Source organism: Hydrogenispora ethanolica (assembly GCF_004340685.1).
In the GTDB taxonomy this organism is placed as follows: domain Bacteria; phylum Bacillota; class UBA4882; order UBA8346; family UBA8346; genus Hydrogenispora; species Hydrogenispora ethanolica.
Window position 1 is genome coordinate 102,855 of the sequence record NZ_SLUN01000006.1, and the last position, 20,357, is coordinate 123,211.

Annotated in this window: 14 protein-coding genes; 13 read left to right on the top strand and 1 reads right to left on the bottom strand. The window is 55.6% G+C overall.

The genetic code is table 11. The features are described 5' to 3' along the window. Window positions 1-7 precede the first annotated feature (7 nt). The 13 genes from EDC14_RS07180 (at window position 8) to EDC14_RS07240 (ending at window position 18,795) form a co-directional block, all read left to right on the top strand. Window positions 8-1,060 carry a serine hydrolase domain-containing protein gene (locus EDC14_RS07180; protein ID WP_165907865.1) on the top strand — a complete coding sequence of 351 codons (1,053 nt, stop codon included), beginning with the start codon at window positions 8-10 and terminating at the stop codon, window positions 1,058-1,060. 21 nt (window positions 1,061-1,081) lie between these two features. Then, entirely contained in the window at window positions 1,082-1,546 is a 465-nt protein-coding gene (locus EDC14_RS07185) for a RidA family protein (RefSeq protein ID WP_132013589.1), read from the top strand. Between the two features lie 314 nt (window positions 1,547-1,860). Continuing rightward, on the top strand, window positions 1,861-2,913 hold the full coding sequence (locus EDC14_RS07190) for a LacI family DNA-binding transcriptional regulator (protein WP_165907866.1): 1,053 nt from the start codon (window positions 1,861-1,863) through the stop codon (window positions 2,911-2,913). 426 nt (window positions 2,914-3,339) lie between these two features. Continuing rightward, entirely contained in the window at window positions 3,340-4,584 is a 1,245-nt protein-coding gene (locus EDC14_RS07195) for an ABC transporter substrate-binding protein (RefSeq protein ID WP_243662848.1), read from the top strand. Between the two features lie 71 nt (window positions 4,585-4,655). Next, window positions 4,656-5,537 carry a carbohydrate ABC transporter permease gene (locus EDC14_RS07200; protein ID WP_165907867.1) on the top strand — a complete coding sequence of 294 codons (882 nt, stop codon included), beginning with the start codon at window positions 4,656-4,658 and terminating at the stop codon, window positions 5,535-5,537. After that, window positions 5,534-6,439 carry a carbohydrate ABC transporter permease gene (locus tag EDC14_RS07205; protein ID WP_132013593.1) on the top strand — a complete coding sequence of 302 codons (906 nt, stop codon included), beginning with the start codon at window positions 5,534-5,536 and terminating at the stop codon, window positions 6,437-6,439. Before EDC14_RS07200 ends, EDC14_RS07205 begins: the two co-directional genes overlap by 4 nt. Window positions 6,440-6,466: 27 nt before the next feature. Further along, entirely contained in the window at window positions 6,467-8,557 is a 2,091-nt protein-coding gene (locus tag EDC14_RS07210; protein WP_132013594.1) for a glycoside hydrolase family 36 protein, read from the top strand. 30 nt (window positions 8,558-8,587) lie between these two features. After that, window positions 8,588-11,101, top strand: a complete 2,514-nt coding sequence (locus EDC14_RS07215; protein ID WP_132013595.1) for a carbohydrate-binding protein — start codon at window positions 8,588-8,590, stop codon at window positions 11,099-11,101. Between the two features lie 969 nt (window positions 11,102-12,070). Continuing rightward, complete coding sequence (locus tag EDC14_RS07220) at window positions 12,071-13,357, top strand: citrate transporter (protein WP_243662849.1); 1,287 nt, start codon at window positions 12,071-12,073, stop codon at window positions 13,355-13,357. Between the two features lie 142 nt (window positions 13,358-13,499). Next, on the top strand, window positions 13,500-15,626 hold the full coding sequence (locus EDC14_RS07225) for a hydantoinase/oxoprolinase family protein (protein WP_132013597.1): 2,127 nt from the start codon (window positions 13,500-13,502) through the stop codon (window positions 15,624-15,626). Continuing rightward, complete coding sequence (locus tag EDC14_RS07230) at window positions 15,626-16,294, top strand: hypothetical protein (RefSeq protein ID WP_132013598.1); 669 nt, start codon at window positions 15,626-15,628, stop codon at window positions 16,292-16,294. The genes EDC14_RS07225 and EDC14_RS07230 overlap by 1 nt, the downstream gene beginning before the upstream one ends. Window positions 16,295-16,399: 105 nt before the next feature. Continuing rightward, complete coding sequence (locus EDC14_RS07235) at window positions 16,400-17,176, top strand: GntR family transcriptional regulator (RefSeq protein WP_132013599.1); 777 nt, start codon at window positions 16,400-16,402, stop codon at window positions 17,174-17,176. Continuing rightward, the gene (locus EDC14_RS07240; RefSeq protein WP_132013600.1) at window positions 17,176-18,795 is read left to right on the top strand and encodes a mannitol dehydrogenase family protein; all 1,620 of its coding nucleotides are present in this window, start codon (window positions 17,176-17,178) and stop codon (window positions 18,793-18,795) included. Before EDC14_RS07235 ends, EDC14_RS07240 begins: the two co-directional genes overlap by 1 nt. Window positions 18,796-18,944: 149 nt before the next feature. On the opposite strand, the gene EDC14_RS07245 is transcribed toward EDC14_RS07240, so the two are convergent. Then, window positions 18,945-20,042 carry a BMP family ABC transporter substrate-binding protein gene (locus EDC14_RS07245; RefSeq protein WP_132013601.1) on the bottom strand — a complete coding sequence of 366 codons (1,098 nt, stop codon included), beginning with the start codon at window positions 20,040-20,042 and terminating at the stop codon, window positions 18,945-18,947. Window positions 20,043-20,357: the final 315 nt, after the last annotated feature.

Sequence of the window (20,357 nt, forward strand, 5' to 3'; positions counted from 1 at the left end):
GGGAAATATGTCTACAATCCATGATTTTTTGCGCGGAACTATTGATAAAGGTGAAATACCATCTGCTACCTATATTATAGGAACTTCGGCGCAGATACTGGAAAAGGGGACATTGGGGCAACTGGGGCAAGGCAGAGCGGCGGTCCGCGAAGACACGCTTTACGACCTGGCCTCCGTTACCAAGCCCATTGTAGCCTTGGCGGCGATGAAACTTCTGCAAAATGGGCAAATCGCTTTGGATGATACGGTCGCTACGTATCTCGATGAATATCGAAACACTACCAAAAGCGATATCACGATCTATCAATTATTGACCCATACCTCAAAGATCTATGGTTGCGTGCCTTTGTATAAAACCGCCCATACCAAGGAGGAATTGTTGGAAGCCATCGTCGATATGCCTGATCGCGAAAAAAACGATGTGTTATATTCTTCGCAAGGTATAATCGTTTTGGGCTGTATTATTGAAAAAATTTGCGGGAAACCGTTGGACCAGGTTCTCAAGGAAATGATCTTTGAGCCCTTGGCGATGAACACCACGATGTTTAATCCGCCGGAACGGCTTTTTGGCAATATTGCATCGACCGAGTATTGCCAGTGGCGCCAACGGATGATCATCGGCGAGGTTCATGATGAGAATGCGGTAGTTTTGGGCGGCGTTTGTGGCCACGCCGGGCTATTCTCGAATATCTTCGATCTTGCCAAGCTTTGCGTGGCGATGTTGACTGCCAAGACTGCCCGAGGGGATTCCTTTTTGAGCCCGGCGGTCTGCAAATTGATGACCCAAAACCATACCGCTGATCTCAATCTGGCCAGAGGCCTGGGATGGCAAGCCAAGGATAAGCACGGTTCTCCGGCGGGAGATCTGTTTTCCGAAACTTCCTATGGGCATACCGGATTCACCGGGACTTCGGTTTGGATTGATCCATCCCGGGATCTGTATGCGGTGCTACTCACTAACCGCGTTCACCCGAGCCGGGCGAATGAACATATTTTTAAAATCCGGCGTAAGTTTCATAACCTCGCCGTTATTTTAAGTGAATCACAAGCAATCGGATGATACTTTTAGGAGGCTTTTTTGATGGATGTCTATCAGCGTTTGCAGGAGTTAAATATTGAGTTGCCTTCCCCGCCCCCCAAAGGTGGAGTCTACACCCAGGCCAGGGAGTTTGGGAGCAACATGTGCTACCTGTCCGGGTTTGGCACGGACATCAATGGCGTGCAGAACTATCAAGGAAAACTGGGAAAGGAATATACCATTGAGCAGGGGCAGCAGGCTGCAGTCAATTGCATCCTGAATATTTTAGCCGTGCTCCATCATAAACTGGGCGATCTGAACCGGATCCGGCGCTTCGTCAAGATGCTGGCCTTTGTGGCCAGTGAAAATCATTTCTCCAGTCAGCCCGCGGTAGCCAATGGCGCCAGCCAACTTTTGCTGGACGTTTTCGGCGAAGAGGTCGGCTTGCCGGCCCGCTCGGCGATTGGGGTAAACGTGCTGCCCGGCGATATTCCGGTGGAGATCGAACTTCTGGTTGAAGTAAAATAAGCCAATAAGATTAAGCAAACACCAAAATTGGCGTCTTAACTAGGCTTTTGATTAAACAGTTTACTACCAGTATAATAGGGTCCTTATTTCATTAAAGATTGCCAAAGAAGCCCGGCTCTACCGAGAGTCGGGCTTCTTGCATTGTCTGAGGATTGGTGAGGCAGGCATGCCGTATTTGATTCAGAATGATGTGATTTTATCATTTCTTGAAAATTTTCAACTCAAAGCAGGTTTTTACGGTTCAACATAGAATTTTCATCCTTGTATTGCAAAAGTAAATAGGAACGATGTTGGACAAGGAGCGAAAATTCGTAGTGAATCTCAAAAAGGTGACCATTACCGATATCGCCCATGAAGCGCAAGTATCCATCAGCACGGTTTCCCGGGTTCTGACCGGAAGTGCCGGCGTGAATGATGAGATTCGCGAAAAAGTGCAGGCATTGGCGCAGGAAATGGGCTATAAGCCCCCGGCCCATCCGGCCGCCCGCAAAATTGCCACCAAAGCCATTGCCTTTTTGGTCGAAAGTTCGGATGTGTTTGTGAACGGCGCTTCATTTTTCGGCAAGTTCTTGGCGGGCGTGCATCAAGTGTTGGAACCGCGAGAATATCAAGTCATTTTGCGTACCGCCAAGCGGGAAGTGGATTCCAGGCAACAGATCGCCGAGATGCTTGAGAGCGGCATCACCGGCTTTATTCTGGCCCAGACGCAGATCCATGACCCGTTCGTGAAGGTGTTTCAGGATTTGCAATGTCCCTTTGTGACATTGGGCCGGACGATCGGCGTCTTAAACACCCCGTATGTCGATGTCGACAGTTTCGGCGGGGCCTATGCCGCCGTCTCGGCCTTGACGGGCCGGGGACACCGGCATATCGCGCATATCAGCGGCAGGTTAAACACCTTGGCCGCCATGGCCCGCCTGGAGGGATACCGGAAGGCCCTTCAGGACGCGGAGCTGAAATACGACGAACGTTATACCGTGGAAGGAGGCGAGTCCCAGCAGGAAGCATATGATGCGACGCTCCAATTATTGAACCAGACGGATCTGACTCCGCCTACTGGAATCTTTGTATATAATGACTTTTTAACGGTGGGGGTCATGAGCGCCTTGCACGATCGCGGAATACGGGTCCCCGCCGATCTGGCTTTGATCGGCTTTGATGATGATGAGGCATCGTCATTTGCGGTTCCGCCCCTAGCATCGGTGCGCTGGCCCGCCATTGAAATGGGCAGGAAGGCCGCTGAAATGGTACTGGTGCTTCTGGCCGGCGAACCGCTGCAAGAACGGCAGGTCGTTCTGCCGACCGAGGTCGTGGAAAGGGAGTCGCTCGGCGCAACGGTGGAGTGCCGGGATCATCGGGTGGTTTAAAAGCGTTGTGATTTACCCTGTCCGAGGGTCAGGGTGAACACAAAAGCTCAGGGAAGCAAGGGATAAAGTCGTTTTGAAACCTATTCAGGCTGAATCGGTTGGAAAGCGACTTTCTCACATGGCTTTCGGGAAATTTTCCAGCATTAGAAAAAAATAAAATTTTTCAAATATAATCGGCAGGAGTCTGAAAATTTTCAGAGAATATTTCCTTGAAGTGAAAAGGAGATAACATTCAGATGACTGCCGGAAGTATGATCGTGCGCAAAGTTCCGGGCTGAAGTCGTCGGAGCTTTTTTATTTCGTCCAATTTACCACTGAATTCCCGGAAAGGAGGTACGGGTGGCGTAGTTTGGAAGGCTGATTTCGACTTATAGGCAACGACATGAAAAGTATCAAAAAAAGAGGAGGTAGGATGTTGTGAAAAAAATGACCCGAATGCTGATCGGCGGACTGATGATCATGGCCCTGATCGGTACCAGCCTGGCATGGGGAGCGCCGCGAAAGACGACGGTGACCATCCTCGCCGGCTTGTCTTCCACCGATGACGGCATGCAAGAGATCATCACCAAGGCGGTGGCCGCCAAGTATCCCGGGATTACTTTGCAATGGGAAGCGCTGGGTTGGAGCGATAATTTTCATCCGAAGATGCAGCAATACATACAGACCGGCTTGCCGGATATCATTGTCGGCAAAGCCCAGGATGTCGCCACCTATGGCGGGCAGGGCCTACTGGCCGACCTGAAGGGCAAAAAGTATCTCACCAGAGTATTGGATGCCGCCATCCCCGGCGTGACGATCAAGGGAAAGACGTATGGCCTTGTTTATAACTGTCTCTATCAGGGAGTGTATTACAACCGGAAAATATTTGCGGAGAACGGCTTGAAGGTTCCGATCACCCATGCGGAGCTTGCCAAGGTTATCGGCACATTGAAAGCCAAGGGAATCACCCCTTTCGCCACGCATATGGTCGACACCTGGAGTATCGGCAATATGACCATGCAGTTTGCCATCAATGACGTGTTCAGCAAGACGCCCACCTGGGGCGATCAATTCCGGGCCGGGAAAGTCTCCTTTGCCACCTCGGCGGCGTATAAAAAATGCTATGAATACAATAAGCTGCTCTTCGACAACACGTGGAGCAGAGAAACCTTCTCTCTGCCGCAGGCCGATTGCGATGCCCGAATGGTCCAAGGCCTAGCGGCCATGAAAGTCTCCGGTTCCTGGTCGATCCAGAATTTCATGAATGTCGATCCGAACTTCGACTTCGGCGTCTTCCCGTTCCCCAATCAAACCGGCGATGCCAAACTGATTTTTGAACCCAACATGACCTGGATGAAGAGCGCGAGGACCAAGCACTCGGCGCAAGTCGACCAAGTCTTTGACGTGCTTACCAGCGACAAAAAGGCAGCCATCGCCTTTTTGAACCTCACCAAGACTTCCTCCATGCTTAAAGGTGTGAGCCCGACCTTCCCCAATCCCAGCCAGAAAGATATCGATAAATACGCGGCCGCCGGCAAACTGATTGACGCCAATTCCGGCAATAATCAATTACAATGGGGCGGATTCCAGGACGAGAATGCCAAGGACATCGCTTCCTGGCTCCAGGGCACCATGACCTTGAAACAGGCCCTGGAAGCGGCCGACAGCCGGAGAGCCATCAGCAAGCCATGATCGACTAGCGGTTTCGAGGGGAATAATTCTGATTATTCCCCTTCATTTCTTTCATGAAGGAGATTCGAATCATGCGCCGGAAATCATTTAACCGGAGGGAGAAACTCCAGTATCTCTCGCTCGTCTTGCCGGGGCTGTTGCTGTTCACGATCGGACTGATCCTCCCGATGTTCCTCTCGTTCAGCTATTCCTTGACCAGTTGGGATGGGATGTCAGCCGCCAAACCTTTCATTGGGTTCAAAAACTATGCCCGTTTTTTTACGGATCCCTTTGCGGGCCAGGCCTGGATTTTTACATTTAAGTTCACGTTTTGGAACACGATCATTCAGAATGTTTTCGCATTGCTGTTCGCGATCGCGCTGAACAGCGCCATCAAGGGCAAGAAGATCTACCGCACCGTTTTTTTCATACCCTGTCTGATTAGCGCCATTATCGTGGGTTTCATCTGGCTGCGGATGTTCATCAATATCCTGCCGGCGCTGAACCGTTTCCTGGGGACCAACATCAATTTCTTGCTCTTCGGCAGCGGAAAAACGGTTTTGGCGGGATTGCTGTTGGCCAACAACTGGCAATGGATCGGGTATTGGATGCTGATCTATCTGGCGGCGCTGCAGTCGATCCCCGGCGAATTATATGAAGCCGCGAATATCGACGGCGCCACCACGCTCGGGAAGTTCCGGCATATCACCATTCCCTTGCTGGCGCCGGCGTTCACCATTTGTATTGTCGGAATCACCACCGGCTCGCTCAAGGTCTACGAACTGTTGGTCACTTCCACCTGGGGAGGCCCGGGCCGCGCTTCCACCTCCATCATTTACTACATCTACAATACCGCCATCAGCGGGCGGCAGTACGGCTACGGCTCGGCGATGTCGATCGTTCTGGTGCTGGTGCTATTCCTGGTGGCCTTGGTTCAGCTCGGGTTCCTGCGGAAAAAGGAGGTGCAATTATGAGGGGGAGCAACGGCAACGCCTTTTTCAAGGGGAAAAAACCCCTTCCGGCGGAGAACCCGGCGCCGGGCGCCGCTGAAAAATATACGCTGGGCACGGGGATGATCCAGGTTCTGATGACGCTGGCGGCACTGTTGTTTGCGGCGCCGGTTTTTATTATCCTCAATTACTCCTTTAAAACAGTGCGCGAACTGTATCTGAGCAATCCGCTCGCCCTGCCGGAAAGCTTTCAATTGGGCAACTATATCAGCGCCTTCAAAAAGCTGGACCTCCTGACCACTTTTACCAATACCTTTATCTATACGGCTGTGACAGTGGTGGTCCTGGTCATGCTGTGCGGCGCTTCTTCCTGGGCGATTGCCCGGTGTAAAAACCGGTTTTTTAAATTCAGCTATATCTATTTTTTGCTGGGCATTTTCATTCCCCATCAGGCGCTTTTTCTTCAGATTTACATGATCGGATTCAGAACGGGACTCATTAATACCCGGCTCGGCGTCATCCTGATGTACATCGCCACCGGAATGTCCTTTGGCGTTTTCCTGATGACCAGCTTTATGACGACCGTTCCGGTGGAGTTGGAGGAAGCGGCGAAGATCGACGGCTGCTCGGTCTATCGCACCTATTTTTTCATCGTCTTGCCGCTCTTGAAACCGGCCATCGCCACGTTAACGATCCTGCAGGCTTTTCAGATCTGGAACGATTATCTCATGGCCAGCCTGTTCATTAGCAGTCAGGAGCTGAGAACGCTGACTTTGGCGATGCAGATGCTGTTTTCGCAGCAATCCAGCGATTACACCACGGCCATGGCGGCCATTATCATATCCGTGTTGCCCGTAGCGATACTCTTCATCTCGATGCAGAAGTATTTCGTCAAAGGCATGACGGTCGGAGCGCTGAAGGGTTAAGCCCATACATCAGAAAGGGATAACAAAATGGAGATCATCATCAACGAAAATGCCCTGCATCTCGTGATCGAAGTGACGGATGACAAGGATGTCCGTTTGCTGCATTTCGCGGCGGTTCCTTTCCATCCGGAAATGCTGACCGAAAAGCAGCGGCAAAAGTGCCGGCTGGTGGAACTGCAGGAAACGGGCGAGAACCAGGATGACAATCATGGTCCGAAGCATACCGGGACCATGCCCGGCAACCGGCTGGTGTATCAAAACCACCGTGATTACCGCACCGCGCCGGGGCGAAAATTGGAGATCGAGATGGCCGACGGCGGGCTGGCGGTCGTCAGTCATCTGCAGTTTTATGACGGGCTTCCGGTGGTCCGCTCCTGGACTGAGCTCCGGAATCATAGCGCAACGGCCAAAGGTTTGGAGTATGTCTCCTCCTTCGCCTTGACCGGAATCGCCAAAGAGGGCATCCTGCCGTGGGATCGGAAAAGCCGGTTGCATATTCCGCATAACACCTGGTTTGGCGAGGCCCAATGGCGGCGGAATACCCTCCCCGAGCTGGGCTTGGCGCGGGTCCATACCTTTTCTGTAAAGCGCCTGGCGTATTCCAGCACCGGAACCTGGTCCACTTCGCAGTATCTGCCGATGGGTTGTTTTGAAAATGTCGAAGCCGGCTCCTGTCTCTTCTGGCAGATCGAACACAACGGTTCCTGGCATTGGGAGATCAGCGACAGCGAAGAGCAATTATATTTGCAGCTCAGCGGACCCACTGAAAATGAGAACGCCTGGTGGAAAGAGCTGGCGCCCGGCGAATCCTTTACCACCATACCAGTCGCCGTCGGAGCGGTAGCCGGCGGTTTCGAGCCGGCGATCCAGGCCTTGACCCGTTATCGCCGGGCGATCCGCCGCCCCCATCCGGACAACCGGAACCTGCCGGTTATCTTTAACGACTATATGAATTGCCTGTTCGGCGACCCGACCACCGCCAAGCTGCTGCCGTTGATCGACGCGGCGGCCGCGGTCGGCTGCGAATATTTTTGTATCGATGCCGGCTGGTATTCGGACGGGGAATGGTGGGACGGGGTGGGGGAATGGCTCCCGGCCCAACACCGTTTCCCCGGCGGCATCAAGGAGCCGCTGGATTATATCCGCGCCAAGGGGATGATCCCCGGGTTGTGGCTCGAGCTTGAGGTGATGGGCATGCACTGCCCGCTGGCGGAACGGGTGCCGGATGACTGGTTTTTCGTCCGCCACGGCAAGCGGGTGATCGATCACGGCCGGTATCAGCTGGATTTTCGCAATCCGGCGGTCCGGCGGCACGCCGCTGCGGTCATCCGGCGTCTGGTCCGGGAGTACGGGGTAGGCTATATCAAGATGGATTACAATATCAATGCCGGCAGCGGCACCGAATGGAACGCCGCCAGTTTCGGCGACGGACTGCTGGAGCACAACCGGGCTTACCTGGCCTGGCTCGACGATATTTTCGACCAATACCCGGAGCTGGTCATCGAAAACTGCAGCAGCGGCGGGATGCGGATGGATTACGCGATGCTGAGCCGGTATAGCATCCAGTCCAGCAGCGACCAGACCGATTACCGGAAGTATGCCGTGATCGCGGCCGCTTGCGCCACCGCAGTGACGCCGGAGCAATGCGGCGTCTGGTCCTATCCGCTGCGCGAAGGGGATGCCGAGGAAGTGGTCTTTAACATGGTCAACGCGATGTTGATGCGTTTCCATCAGAGCGGGCACCTGGCCGAAATTTCCCCGGAGCGGCTGGCCCTGGTCCGGGAAGGATTGGCCTATTATAAGTCCATCCGGCGGCAGATCCCGGAAGGGCTGCCGTTCTGGCCCCTGGGACTGCCGGCTTTCCAAGACCCCTGGGTCAGTTGGGGCCTGCGCTGCGGAACTGAGACCTATCTGGCCGTTTGGCGCCTGGAAGGCTCGCGCGACAGCTGCCGCCTGCCGCTGCCCTTTCTGAAAGGAAAGAAGGTCGCGGTTCGCTGCGGTTATCCGGCCGCTTTTGGCTGCCGGATGGAGTGGCACCCGGATAACGCCGAGCTGAGCCTGATCCTGCCCCAAATCAACTCGGCGCGGCTGTTGGAGTTGGAAGAGCTTGACCGGTAAAACAAATCAAACCATGCGGGCGGGTCGATCATGGAAGCAGAAAAACTGGTGATTCAGGTAGACCGGGAAACCGGAGCGGTAAAGCATGGTACCGCCGGTTTCCTTTACGGCCTGGGCAATGAAGGAGTTCCCAACCTCCAGATGTTGGCTCCACTCAAGCCGGGCGTCGCCGCGCAGAAACCGCCGGGAGGGTTGCAACATCCGAACGGCGATGCCTTTGAGGTCGCCGCCACCTTCAGCGAAGCCGGCGGCAGACAGATTCAAATCTATATGCAGGACGCCTATGCGCAATGGCCGTACGAGAGTCAGGATATCGGCGATTATCTGGAGCGGGTGGCCGCAATGGTTCAGAAAGTCGCGGCGCATCCCCGGAAAGAGCGGTTTGCGTACGTCCCCTTCAATGAGCCGGACTGGATCTGGTACAATGCCGAGGACCGCCGGGACGCCTTTTTTGAAGATTGGCTGACGGTTTACAGGGAAATCCGCCGGCTCGACCCCTCCGGCCCAATCGTCGGCCCCAATATCGCCAGTTATCATGAGGGTTTTATCGAAAGCTTCATGAGCTTTTGCAAATCCGAAGCATGCCTGCCGGATATCGTCTCCTGGCATGAGTTGGACCCGAAATTCTTCAGCGACTGGCACCGGCATCTGGAGCATTACCGGGGGATCGAGCGCAGCCTGGGCCTGCCGGAAAAACCGATCTGTATCAACGAATACGGTAACTGGCGCGATCTGTCGGTGCCGGGCCGGCTGATCCAATGGCTGGCCCGGTTCGAGGAGTCCAAAGTCGAGGCTTGCCTGGCTTACTGGCATGCCGCCGGCAATCTCGACGATCTGGTCACCCGCAATAACGAAACGACCGGGGCGTGGTGGCTTTTCAAGTGGTATGGGGAATTGACCGGAAATACCGTGGCGGTCCACCCCAGCCGTGCCGCTGCCGAAGGTTTGCAGGGCATCGCCGCCTTGGACCAGGAGAAGCTGCAACTGCGGGTGGTGTTCGGCGGCTGCGCCGACGGTTGCGACATCGTCTTGAAGGGGCTGGCGGGGGTCCCCGGCTTTGCGGGCGGGGTCCACGCCGGGCTTTGGTCCGTGGCCTGGTCGGGCCATGAAGGGCCATCGGCCGGGCCAATCGCCGAGCTGGAAAGCGATTTTCCGGTGACCGACGGCGCAACGCTGATTCCGGTGCGGGAGATGGACGCCGCGTCGGCTTATTTGCTCATTGTCACGGCCAAGGATCACGCCGCCGCCGGGGGAGTGCGCAAAGCCTGGCAAGGGACATACGAGGCGGAAGACGCCCAAATCAGCGAGGGCATCATTATCGAAGGCGGCACGCCCGCCCAGCCGAACCGGAACTATCATTCCGGCCGGGGCCGGGTGGGAGAGCTCGGGCAAGACGCCAGCCGGGTCCGGTTCACGGTCGCTGTGCCTTATTCCGGAAGCTATGCGCTGGACATTTTCTACGGCAACGGCCACGGTGCCATGGCCGGACAATGGCTGGGCGTGGATGAGCGGGATTGGCGGTTGCTGGAGTATCATCCCAATCTGGCCTGGGGCTTTATCGACCGGAAAACCGTCCCCCTTGAGTTGAAGCAAGGCAGGCATACCATCACCTTGGCGAAGTATGCCGCCGGGGCCGGTCTGGCGGAGCTCGCGGTGGATTTGGACAAGATCGTGCTGGCTCATTCGGCCCCGGCTCCCGGCCCCCGGCATTATCCCGCGGCATACGCCGAGCTTCTCGGAATGGCGAAGCTGGGGCGCGAAATCGGCGGCTATTCCGGGAATGGCTATGTTTTGTTGGGTGGCGGGGACGCGGGGGTGCGTTTTGTAACGGGTCAAGCGAACCATGGATTCAATCGGATCCGCATTCGTTACGCGATCGCTTCCCATTCTGAAGATCCTGAGACTTCGGCCATCCCTGCGCTGTCTATCAACGTCAACGGCGCGGCTTGGGAATTGCCGCGTCCTGAATCCTTGAATCCGAATCAATGGCAGGACGCCGCTTGCCAAGTCTTTTTGCCCGCCGGGATCAGCCAAATAACTTTTGGGAGTCGCGCTGGGAACCCCAATCAAAACATTGCTTTGGATTCCATCGCGCTGGAGGAGGGAAACGGCCCGGTGGCAAGCTACGAGGCGGAAGCCCCCGAAAATACCCTCGCCGGAAGCGCCAAGGTTGGCGACGACGCCTACGCTTCAGCCGGCAAATATGTGCGGGACATCGGTGACGGGGCGGAGAATTTTCTGCAATTCAACGGGATTACAGTGGAGGCCGACGGGACCTATTGCATGGTTATCGATTATGCCAACGCTGAAAAGGTCGGCGCGCATCAGTATAATGTAAATATCGTGGACCGTTACGCGGATATCTGGGTTAACGGTCGGGAAGCCGGGCGGGTCTATTTCCGGAACACCTTCGGCTGGAATTCCTACCGCAGCAAAGCCGTTCATCTTGAATTAAAAGCCGGCGCGAACACCATCCGCTTCTCGAATGCCGAAGCGGCCGCCCCGCATATCGATAAGATTACGATTGCGCCCTTCCAAACGTAAAGCGCCCCTGATTCCGGGAACGCCGACTCGAACTCCTTTCGCACAACGAAAGGAGTTTTTTAATTGGCAGTGGTTTTTCGGCCCGAAAAAGGGGTCTGGTTCCCGTATCCCAAGCCCCGGGGAAGCTTCCCGGAACCTCGGGGATGCTTCCCGAAGCTTTGTCGATGCATCCCGAAGCCTCCGTCCTCTTTCCCCGAGGTTTGGGGAAGCATCCCGAAGGTTTGGTCCTTTATTCCGGAGCCTTCGGGATGATTCCCTGGGGTTCCGGGATGCTAGGATGACCTTTCGGGAAGAAAGGATCGTAGGATCCTATGAAAGGATCATGGGATCCCTTACAAGGATGAAGGCCATCCCTTACACGGATCATAGCATCCCTTACAAGGATCGGAAGATCCTATGAAAGGATCGAGGCATCCCTTACAAGGATGGCTTTCATCCTAACAAGGATGAAGAAGATCCTAGTTGGACGGAAGACCATACCTGACATGAGGGGAGATCAACTGATATATTAGGTGTCCGGGGAAGCGGGGGCGGGACATCGGGAACCAGGCCGGGGATACCGGTGAGCTAAACGGATCCTTGACGTTTGGAAGCGACGTCATGAAGCTTCTTGCGCGCCGGAGCGCGGAGCGGAACCATACCGACGTCGCGTTAGCGCGGATCCGATGCAACAGAGCCCATCATGCCATGAGCAAAACCGCCTGCCGTCAGGCGGCATGTTTCCGCAGGCAGATCCATTTTATTTCGGAATTTGGGTATTGTGTAAATTAATATATTAAGCTAATATATTAGTATACAATCCTTCAAATTTTGTTTAAATACAAGCTACATCGAGGGAAGGAGGTCTAGGAGGACAACCGCTTCATCGCCGGATTGCGCGCGATCCTGAAAAGGGGGATGGATGTACCGCGGTATCGGTGGTGACCAATTTTTTTACGAATTTAAGGGAGGAACGACATCGTGATTGACATGATTACCGGTCTATTGCTGCTTGTTACATTTATTGGCCTGATCATCTATTGTATGAAAGGCGGAAACCTGCTCGTCGGTTTCATCGCCGCCTCCATCGTTTGGTGTATCATTGGACGGGTGCCCATGAGTACCGTTGTTACCGATATTTTTCAAACATCGGTCGAAAATTACGGGAAGACCATTGCCATCATTGTCTTCGGAGCCTGGTTCGGCCGGGTGCTGGTGGACACCGGAATCGCGGGCTATATTATCAAAAAAACCGTCGAACTGGCCGGGGACATGCCCCTGGTTACCACGTTGATGCTGAGCATCGTCTGCGCTTTGATTTTTACCAGTGCCTTCGGCGTCGGCTCGGTGATGGCCATCGGCATGATTGTGCTGCCGATCCTGTTCTCCCTCGGCATTGATAAGAAAACTGCCTTGGGCGCGTACCTGCTGGCCGTCGCGGCGGGCATGTATCTGAATATCGCCTATGTCAACCAGTTCTTCGCCGTATTCCCCAATGTGAAATATGACGATCATTATATCCGTTTCGCGATCATTGCCACCATTGTACATGTCGCGGTGATGTGCGCCTTTATCGTGTTCAATTACTTCCGGAGCAAAAAAGGCGGGAAAGCCCGCGCCTGGGCCGTCGGCGCCGCCGCGGAGCAGAAAGATGCCAAATCGCTGGGCTGGTACTGCGTGATTGTGCCCTTCATCCCGATTATCATGGTTTCATTCTTCAAATGGCAGCCGATCCCCTCGTTCCTGTTGGGAATCTTCCTTGGCTTGCTTTTGACCCGCAACTTTGCTTCGTACAGCCTGGCCGTGGAGAAGATCCAAAAGACGCTGTATGACGGCATCGCCGACAGCGGCCTGCTGATTGGGATGCTGTACAGCGTCAACATCTTCCAGGCCGCCGCCAAACAAGTTTCTCCCATTCTCCAAAATTTGCTGGGCGGCATTATTCCGACCGCGCCGGTGATCATTCTGATCGCGTTCTGCGTGCTGGCGCCGCTGGCGCTGTTCCGCGGGCCGCTGATGATCTGGGGCTCCGGCATCGCCTTGGTCTCCATCTTCCAGGCGATGGGCGTATTCAGCGAAATGTTCTTGTTCGCGCTGTTTTTGGTTCCGCCGGTCGCCATCGTGGCCAGCGCCTGCCCGACCCAGTCGTGGACCATGTGGGGCCTGAGCTACGCCAAGCTTGAGCCGAAACAGTATATCAAAACGAACCTTCCTTGGGCATGGGCCATTTTGATCATTGTCGAGATCCTGGCCTTTGTGATGATTGGCAACGTTTAAGCGGCCCGGGATGAGCCGGCCTGAAACCGGCCGGCTCATTATCCAATCATAAATGTTTGAATCGGGCGTGTCAGAGCGCCGGGAATCGCGTTTTCCCGCCGGCGCAGTTGACTGCACGCCCAATAATCGGAGGATTTTGAATATGAGCAATCGCGCAATTCGCATCGGAATCGACGTCGGCGGCACCCATACCAAAGCCGTCGCCATTGATAACAACACCAATCAAATCGTGGGCAAAGGCTCGGTGATGACCACCCACCATCACGAGCGCGGCGTGGCCGCCGGCGTGGTGGAGGCCTTCCAGAAATGCCTCGCCGAAAACGACATCCGTCCCGATGAGGTGATCTTTATCGCGCACAGCACGACTCAGGCCACCAACGCCTTGCTCGAGGGGGACGTGGCCCGCGTCGGCGTGATCGGGCTCAGCGGCGGCGGACTCGAGGGTTTCCTCGCCAAACGGCAGACGAAGATCAAAGATATCGACCTCGGCACCGGCAAGTTTATCGAGATCGATCATACGCACCTGAAGATCAAGGAAATGTCCCCCGAAAACGTCAAAAACACCATTCAGAGCCTGCTGGAGCGGGGCGACCGGGTCATTGTCGCCAGCAAGGCCTTTGGCGTGGATAATATGCGGGAAGAACGGATGGTGGCCGAAGAGGCCGAGCGGCAGGGCGTTCCCTGCACCGTGGCTTCGGATATTACCAAGTTGTACGGCCTGACCACCCGTACCCGCACCGCCGCGTTGAACGCTTCGATCCTGCCGAAGATGCTCGAAACCGCCAACTCCACCGAGCAGAGCGTCCGTTCCACCGGCATCAAGGTGCCGCTGATGATTATGCGCGGCGACGGCGGCGTGATGGAGATCAACGAGATGAAAAAGCGGCCGATCCTGACGATGCTCTCCGGTCCGGCGGCCAGCGTCATCGGCGCGTTGATGTATTTGCGCGCCTCCAACGGCATTTACTTTGAGGTGGGCGGCACTTCCACCAACATCGGCGTCATCAAGAATGGCCGGCCGGCGGTGGACTATTCGATCATCGGCGGACACCGGACCTATGTAAACAGTCTCGATGTGCGCGTCCTGGGGGTGGCCGGCGGCAGCATGGTGCGGGCCAGAAAGGGCGAAGTGATCGATGTCGGACCCCGTTCCGCCCATATCGCGGGCATGGGTTACGCTTGTTTTACCGATCCGGCTTTGTTTGACGGCGCAACATTGTATTACGTGAAACCCCGCGAGAATGACCCCGCCGATTACGTGGCGATCAAGCTGAACAACGGCGAGAGCGTTACCATTACCAACACCTGCGCCGCCAATGTCCTGGGCATTCTGGGGGAAACCGATTACGCGCGCGGCAATGCCGGGTCGAGCCGCAAGGCGATGCAGCTTTTAGCCGATGAAGTGGGAATGACGGTCGAGGAAACCGCCAAAGCCATTTTGACGAAGTCCTGCCAAAAGATTGTCCCGGTTATCGAAGACCTGATTACCAAGTATAAAATTGAACGCGAGCAGATTGTGCTGGTGGGGGCCGGCGGCGGGGCGGGCACCCTGCTGACCTTTACCGCCAAGATGATGAATTTTAAATATCAGATTCCCGAGAACGCCGAGGTCATCTCCTCCATCGGCGTGGCCCTGGCCATGGTGCGCGAGATGGTGGAACGGACCATTCCCAATCCCACCGCCTCCGACATCGCCCAGTTGAAGAAGGAAGCCAAGGAGCTTGCCATGAACAGCGGCGCGGTGGAAGACGGCATCGAGGTATATGTGGAGATCGACGATCAGGCGCAGAAGGTTACCGCCATCGCCATGGGCTCCACCGAGGTTAAGACCACCGATTTGATGAAGAACTGCACCGAGGAGGAGGCCCTGCAGATCGCGGCGGAATCGATCGGCGCGGAACCGGGCGCCATGCGGATGGAGGCCTGCAACGGACTGGTATTCGTGGCGACCGCCGAAAAAGACGGGAAAACGCCGGTGCGCGTCGTCGACAAAAAGGGCTTCGTCAAGATTCAGCGCGCCAACGGCATCGTCCGATCCACCACCATGAAAGACGCCGTCGAAATGCTGCGGCGGATGTGGGACAGTGCCAGTAACTTCTCCAGTGAGATGCGGATCAATCCCGATGTCTATGTCATTGCCGGTTCGCGGGTGCTGGACTATTCCGGGATCCCTGAGCTGATACAGGTCTCGGGTTTGATCGAGGCCGAGCTTTGCGATCGCGCTCCGGAGGACGACATCATTCTGGTGCTGGCCCGCAATGAGCTGTAATGAGCGGCGCAAACCATGACCCGGAGCTGCTGCGCCGCGCCGCGCAAGCGGCGTTGGATCTTTCCGAGTGCGACTGGTACCGTTATCTGCTGCGCAAGAATGTTTCCGGCCGCAGCCTCAGCGACGCCGAGGAACGCGCCGTAATCGACGGCGCGACGCGAACCGCGGCCGCGCTGGCGCGGCAAGTCACGGCTACGTACGGCCGGCTTTCTCCGCCGGAACTGGCGGCGGCCCTCGGCCTAAAAGTAGCCGAGCGACCGGCCGGTGAATCGCCGGAGCCATACTTGTATCTGGCACTTTATGAGCCGGCCGCCCGCGCGATTATCTTGAATGAGGACGTGATGCTGCGGGTGCGGCGGTTCATTGAGGTCAACGGCTTGACTGATCTCACCCATCCGGAGGATATTCCGGCCGTTGCCTTGTTTCATGAGATTTTTCACGCGCTGGAGGAAGAGACTCCGGACATTTATACGCGCAGCCGGATGCTGAACCGCAAGGCGCTGGGTCTATTTCCCTACCGGCGCGGCCTGGACGGCGCGTCGGAGGTGGGGGCGGTTCATTTTTCCAGGGAAATGGCGGGCCTCGCTTACTGCCCCTGTATTTTCGAGCGGTATTTATTGCTGGCGCTGGGCCAGTTATCAATTGATCTTTTCGTGCCGAACGTGTAGAATGAAAAAAGGAAAAACCTCGGCCGCGTTGGAACCGGACGGTTGACGCCGGCGCGAGGGAGCCCGCTTGGGCACAAGCTCCGCATCAAATAAGGAGAGGACTTATTGCAGTACAATGATTATCAATTGGCGTCCCTGAAAGAACAGGCTTCCGGCGGCGAGGTGTACCAGATACTGCGCCGCGCCATCGAGGAGCTATATTTGCAGCCGGGCGCCGTTTTGAGCATCAAGGATATTTGCGAGCATTTCGAGATTGGCCGTTCGCCGGTGCGGGACGCGCTGATCCGGCTGGATCAGGAAGGGCTGGTGACCTTACTGCCGCAGCGCGGCACGATGATTTCCCGGATCGATCTGGCCCGGGTCGAGCAGGAACGGTTTTTGCGCCTTTCGGTCGAGGAAGAAGTGATGAAGCTATTTATGGCCTGCCACACGCCGTCGGATATTACCCTGCTGAACGAGGCGCTGCGCCGGCAACAGGAACTGCTCGACCGGAAAGAGGTGGATATGCGCGAATTCCTCCTGCGCGACGACGAATTTCACGAAGTGTTTTACGCCGTGGCGGACAAACTCTTCTGTCTGCGGGCCATTCAGAACGTCTGGGGCCATTATCGCCGGATGCGCCTTTTGACCTGCGGCACCGACTCCGGCCTCCAGGAGGTTATTCGCCAACACAGCGCGTTGATCGCGGCCATGCAGGCGCGCGACACCGAACTGATGCGCAACATTTTTCTCGTTCATCTGAGAAAGCTGGACCGGGAAGAGCGGTCTTTGTTAAAAAAATACCCGTACCTGTTTAAGGGAGCGGACGACCGCGAGTCGGTCAATCCCCGGTTGAGGGCCGACTATCTGCAAACGCTTAGAATGGAGAAGGGGATCATCTGATGCATCTGACCGATCAAGAACTGACCAACAAAGCCCAATGGGAAGACGCCGGAATCGTCCTGCCGCGCTTCGACCGCGCGGCCATGATTGCGGCCACGGCCGCCGCTCCCACCTGGGTGCATTTCGGCGCCGGGAACATCTTTCGCGCCTTTCCCGCCGCGCTCCAGCAACAACTGCTCGATGAAGGCATCGAGTCCAAAGGGATTATCGTCGTGGAGGGCTACGACTACGAAATCATCGACCGCATGTGCCTGCCCCACGACAACTTGAGCCTGCTGGTGACCCTGAAGTCCGACGGCGCCATTGAGAAAACCGTCATCGGCAGCATTGCCCTGGCGCTGCGCGCCGATAGCGGCAACGCGGCTGATTTCGGCCGCTTGAAAGAGATCTTCCGCGCCCCCAGCCTGCAGATGGTGAGCTTTACCATCACCGAAAAAGGGTACAGCCTGGTACGGAGCAATGGCGAGTATTTGCCGGATGTGGCCGAGGATTTCCAAAACGGCCCGGCGGCTCCGAAAAGCTATATCGGGAAGCTGGCCGCTTTGTGCTATGAGCGCTACCGCAACGCCGCCCCGCCGCTGGCCCTGGTGAGCATGGACAACTGTTCCCACAACGGAACCAAGCTTTATGAAGCGGTGCATGCCTTTGCCGAACAATGGACCCAAAACGGTCTGGCGGACCGGGGTTTTCTTGCCTATATTGAAGATCCCTCGCGGGTGTCGTTCCCGTGGAGCATGATCGATAAGATTACCCCGCGCCCGGATGACAGCGTCAAAGCGATGCTGGAAGCGATCGGGTTTGAGGATACCGCGGGCGAGGTCACCGCCAAGAATACCTATGTCGCGCCGTTTGTGAACGCGGAGGAAGCGCAGTACCTGGTGATAGAGGACGCTTTCCCGGCCGGCCGTCCGGCGCTGGAAAAAGCCGGCGTGATCTTCACCACCCGCGAAACTGTGGATAAAGTGGAGAAAATGAAGGTGTGCACCTGTTTAAACCCGTTGCACACCGCGCTGGCCATTTTCGGCTGTCTGTTGGGTTACACCAAAATCAGTGCCGAGATGAAGGACGCGGACCTGGTGAAGCTGGTGGAAGCCGTCGGTTACCGGGAAGGATTGCCGGTGGTGGTGGACCCGGACATTATCGCGCCGGCCGCTTTCATTGACGAAGTGCTGAAGGTGCGGGTGCCGAATCCGTTTATGCCGGACACGCCGCAGCGGATTGCCACCGATACCTCGCAAAAACTGCCGATCCGTTTTGGCGAAACCATCAAAGCGTATCTCGCCAGCGACACGCTGAAAGTAAGCGATTTGAAGTTCATCCCGCTGGTCTTGGCCGGCTGGGTGCGTTATTTATTGGGGATCGACGACGCAGGCAAGGAGTTTACCGTAAGTCCCGACCCGATGTACGATACGCTGGCCCCGCTGTTGGCTGGCGTGAAACTGGGGCAAGGAGGGCCGTTCCACGCTGTGCTGGAGCCGATTTTGTCCAATGAAAAGATTTTTGCCGTGAACCTGTATGAGGCCGGCCTGGGTCAGACCGTGGAAGATTACTTCGCCGAGCTGATGGCGGGCCCCGGCGCCGTGCGGGCCACTTTGCACCGGCATTTAGCCAACGGCTAAGCTGGCTTGAAAGCGGGAAATGATGATCGATGCAGATCAAAAAAGTGGCCGTCCGGCCACTTTTTTGACAGGGGATATGAAATAAGAAACACGATTACCGTTCAGGCAATCGTGTTTTATTACGGGCTAGTCTTGGTTCGCCGGGTGCTTTATTTCGGAATCGTTCCCTCGATTCCTTGGACGAACCAGTCGAAGGAGAGCATTTCGGCATCGGTCATCTTTTGGCCGGCCTTCACCCGGATAGTACCGTTTTGATCCTTGAGCGGGCCCGCGAATACCGCCCAGTCGTCTTTCAAGAGCACTTTCCGTTTCTGTTCGACCAGCTTTTTAACATCGGCAGTGACCATCGAGCCATAGGGGCTGATGTCGACGATCCCGTCTTTCAAGCCGCCCCAGTATTGACTGGATTTCCAGGTCTTATTCATGACCGCTTTCACAACTTTGACGTAATACGGGCCCCAGACGGCGATTTGACCGGTCAGGACGGCTTTGGGAGCCATGGCGCGCATGTCGCTGTCATTGGCCACGCCGTATAGGCCTTTCTCCTCGGCGGCCTGCATCGCGGCGGGAGTATCCTGGTTCATGGTGATTAAACCGGCGCCGGCATTGATCAGACTGATTGCCGCCGCTTTTTCGGCGGCCGGATCGTACCAGGTGTTGGTCCAGACGACTTTCACGCGGATCTTGGGATTGACGGATTGGGCGCCCAAGGTGAAGGCGTTGATGCACCGGATCACCTCGGGAATGGGGAAGGCCGCCACGTATCCGACGAGATCGCCCTTCACATATTTGGCGGCGGCAATGCCTCCGAGATACCGCCCCTCGTAATCCCGGTCCATATAGGTTCCGAGGTTTTTGGCTGTTTTGTAACCGCTGCAATGCATGAACACGACATTGGGGTACCTGGCCGCGACTTTGACCATGGAATCCATGTAGCCGAAGCTGGTACCGAATATGACTTTACAGCCCTTTTCGGCCAGATCGGTCAACACCCGCTCCGCATCGGCGCCCTCGGGAACCGATTCCACATACATGGTTTGGACATTGGGAAGGTGTTTCTCCAAATACTTGCGGCCTTGATCGTGGGCATACGTCCAGCCCGCGTCGCCGGGAGGTCCGACATAGATGAAACCGACTTTGAATTTCTCGGCCGCGGCTACTTCCTGCCCCTGAAGCCCGGCGCTGAGACCGATCAGCACCGCTAAAACGCAGAATAAAACCAATCGATACCGTGTCATTTTACGCATGATCATGCCCCCAATATTTTTTTGATTCCCGGAAACTTTTTTAAACTTTTCCCCATCGCCCCACTTTGACATCCAATTCCTTATTGGGTTCTTTTTCGAATCTAACCTTGATTATAGTCTTAAAGTTAACTTCTTGTCAACAAGCGCACTGAAAAGATTAACATTAAGCTTACATGAATTTTTTGATTAAAGACTTGATTTCTTTGGAAAATAGGGCTAAAGCCGATTCGTTTATTTTGAAACACGCCTCCATCATTTTTTTATAATCAATCTTTTACGGGCGGATGTCGCTTTGCGACTGACATATAGATGACA

Coding starts and splice junctions, on each gene's coding strand:
- EDC14_RS07180 (WP_165907865.1), top strand. CDS start 8: ATGTCTACAATCCATGATTTTTTGCGCGGAACTATTGATAAAGGTGAA.
- EDC14_RS07185 (WP_132013589.1), top strand. CDS start 1,082: ATGGATGTCTATCAGCGTTTGCAGGAGTTAAATATTGAGTTGCCTTCC.
- EDC14_RS07195 (WP_243662848.1), top strand. CDS start 3,340: ATGACCCGAATGCTGATCGGCGGACTGATGATCATGGCCCTGATCGGT.
- EDC14_RS07200 (WP_165907867.1), top strand. CDS start 4,656: ATGCGCCGGAAATCATTTAACCGGAGGGAGAAACTCCAGTATCTCTCG.
- EDC14_RS07205 (WP_132013593.1), top strand. CDS start 5,534: ATGAGGGGGAGCAACGGCAACGCCTTTTTCAAGGGGAAAAAACCCCTT.
- EDC14_RS07210 (WP_132013594.1), top strand. CDS start 6,467: ATGGAGATCATCATCAACGAAAATGCCCTGCATCTCGTGATCGAAGTG.
- EDC14_RS07215 (WP_132013595.1), top strand. CDS start 8,588: ATGGAAGCAGAAAAACTGGTGATTCAGGTAGACCGGGAAACCGGAGCG.
- EDC14_RS07220 (WP_243662849.1), top strand. CDS start 12,071: ATGATTACCGGTCTATTGCTGCTTGTTACATTTATTGGCCTGATCATC.
- EDC14_RS07225 (WP_132013597.1), top strand. CDS start 13,500: ATGAGCAATCGCGCAATTCGCATCGGAATCGACGTCGGCGGCACCCAT.
- EDC14_RS07230 (WP_132013598.1), top strand. CDS start 15,626: ATGAGCGGCGCAAACCATGACCCGGAGCTGCTGCGCCGCGCCGCGCAA.
- EDC14_RS07240 (WP_132013600.1), top strand. CDS start 17,176: ATGCATCTGACCGATCAAGAACTGACCAACAAAGCCCAATGGGAAGAC.
- EDC14_RS07245 (WP_132013601.1), bottom strand. CDS start 20,042: ATGCGTAAAATGACACGGTATCGATTGGTTTTATTCTGCGTTTTAGCG.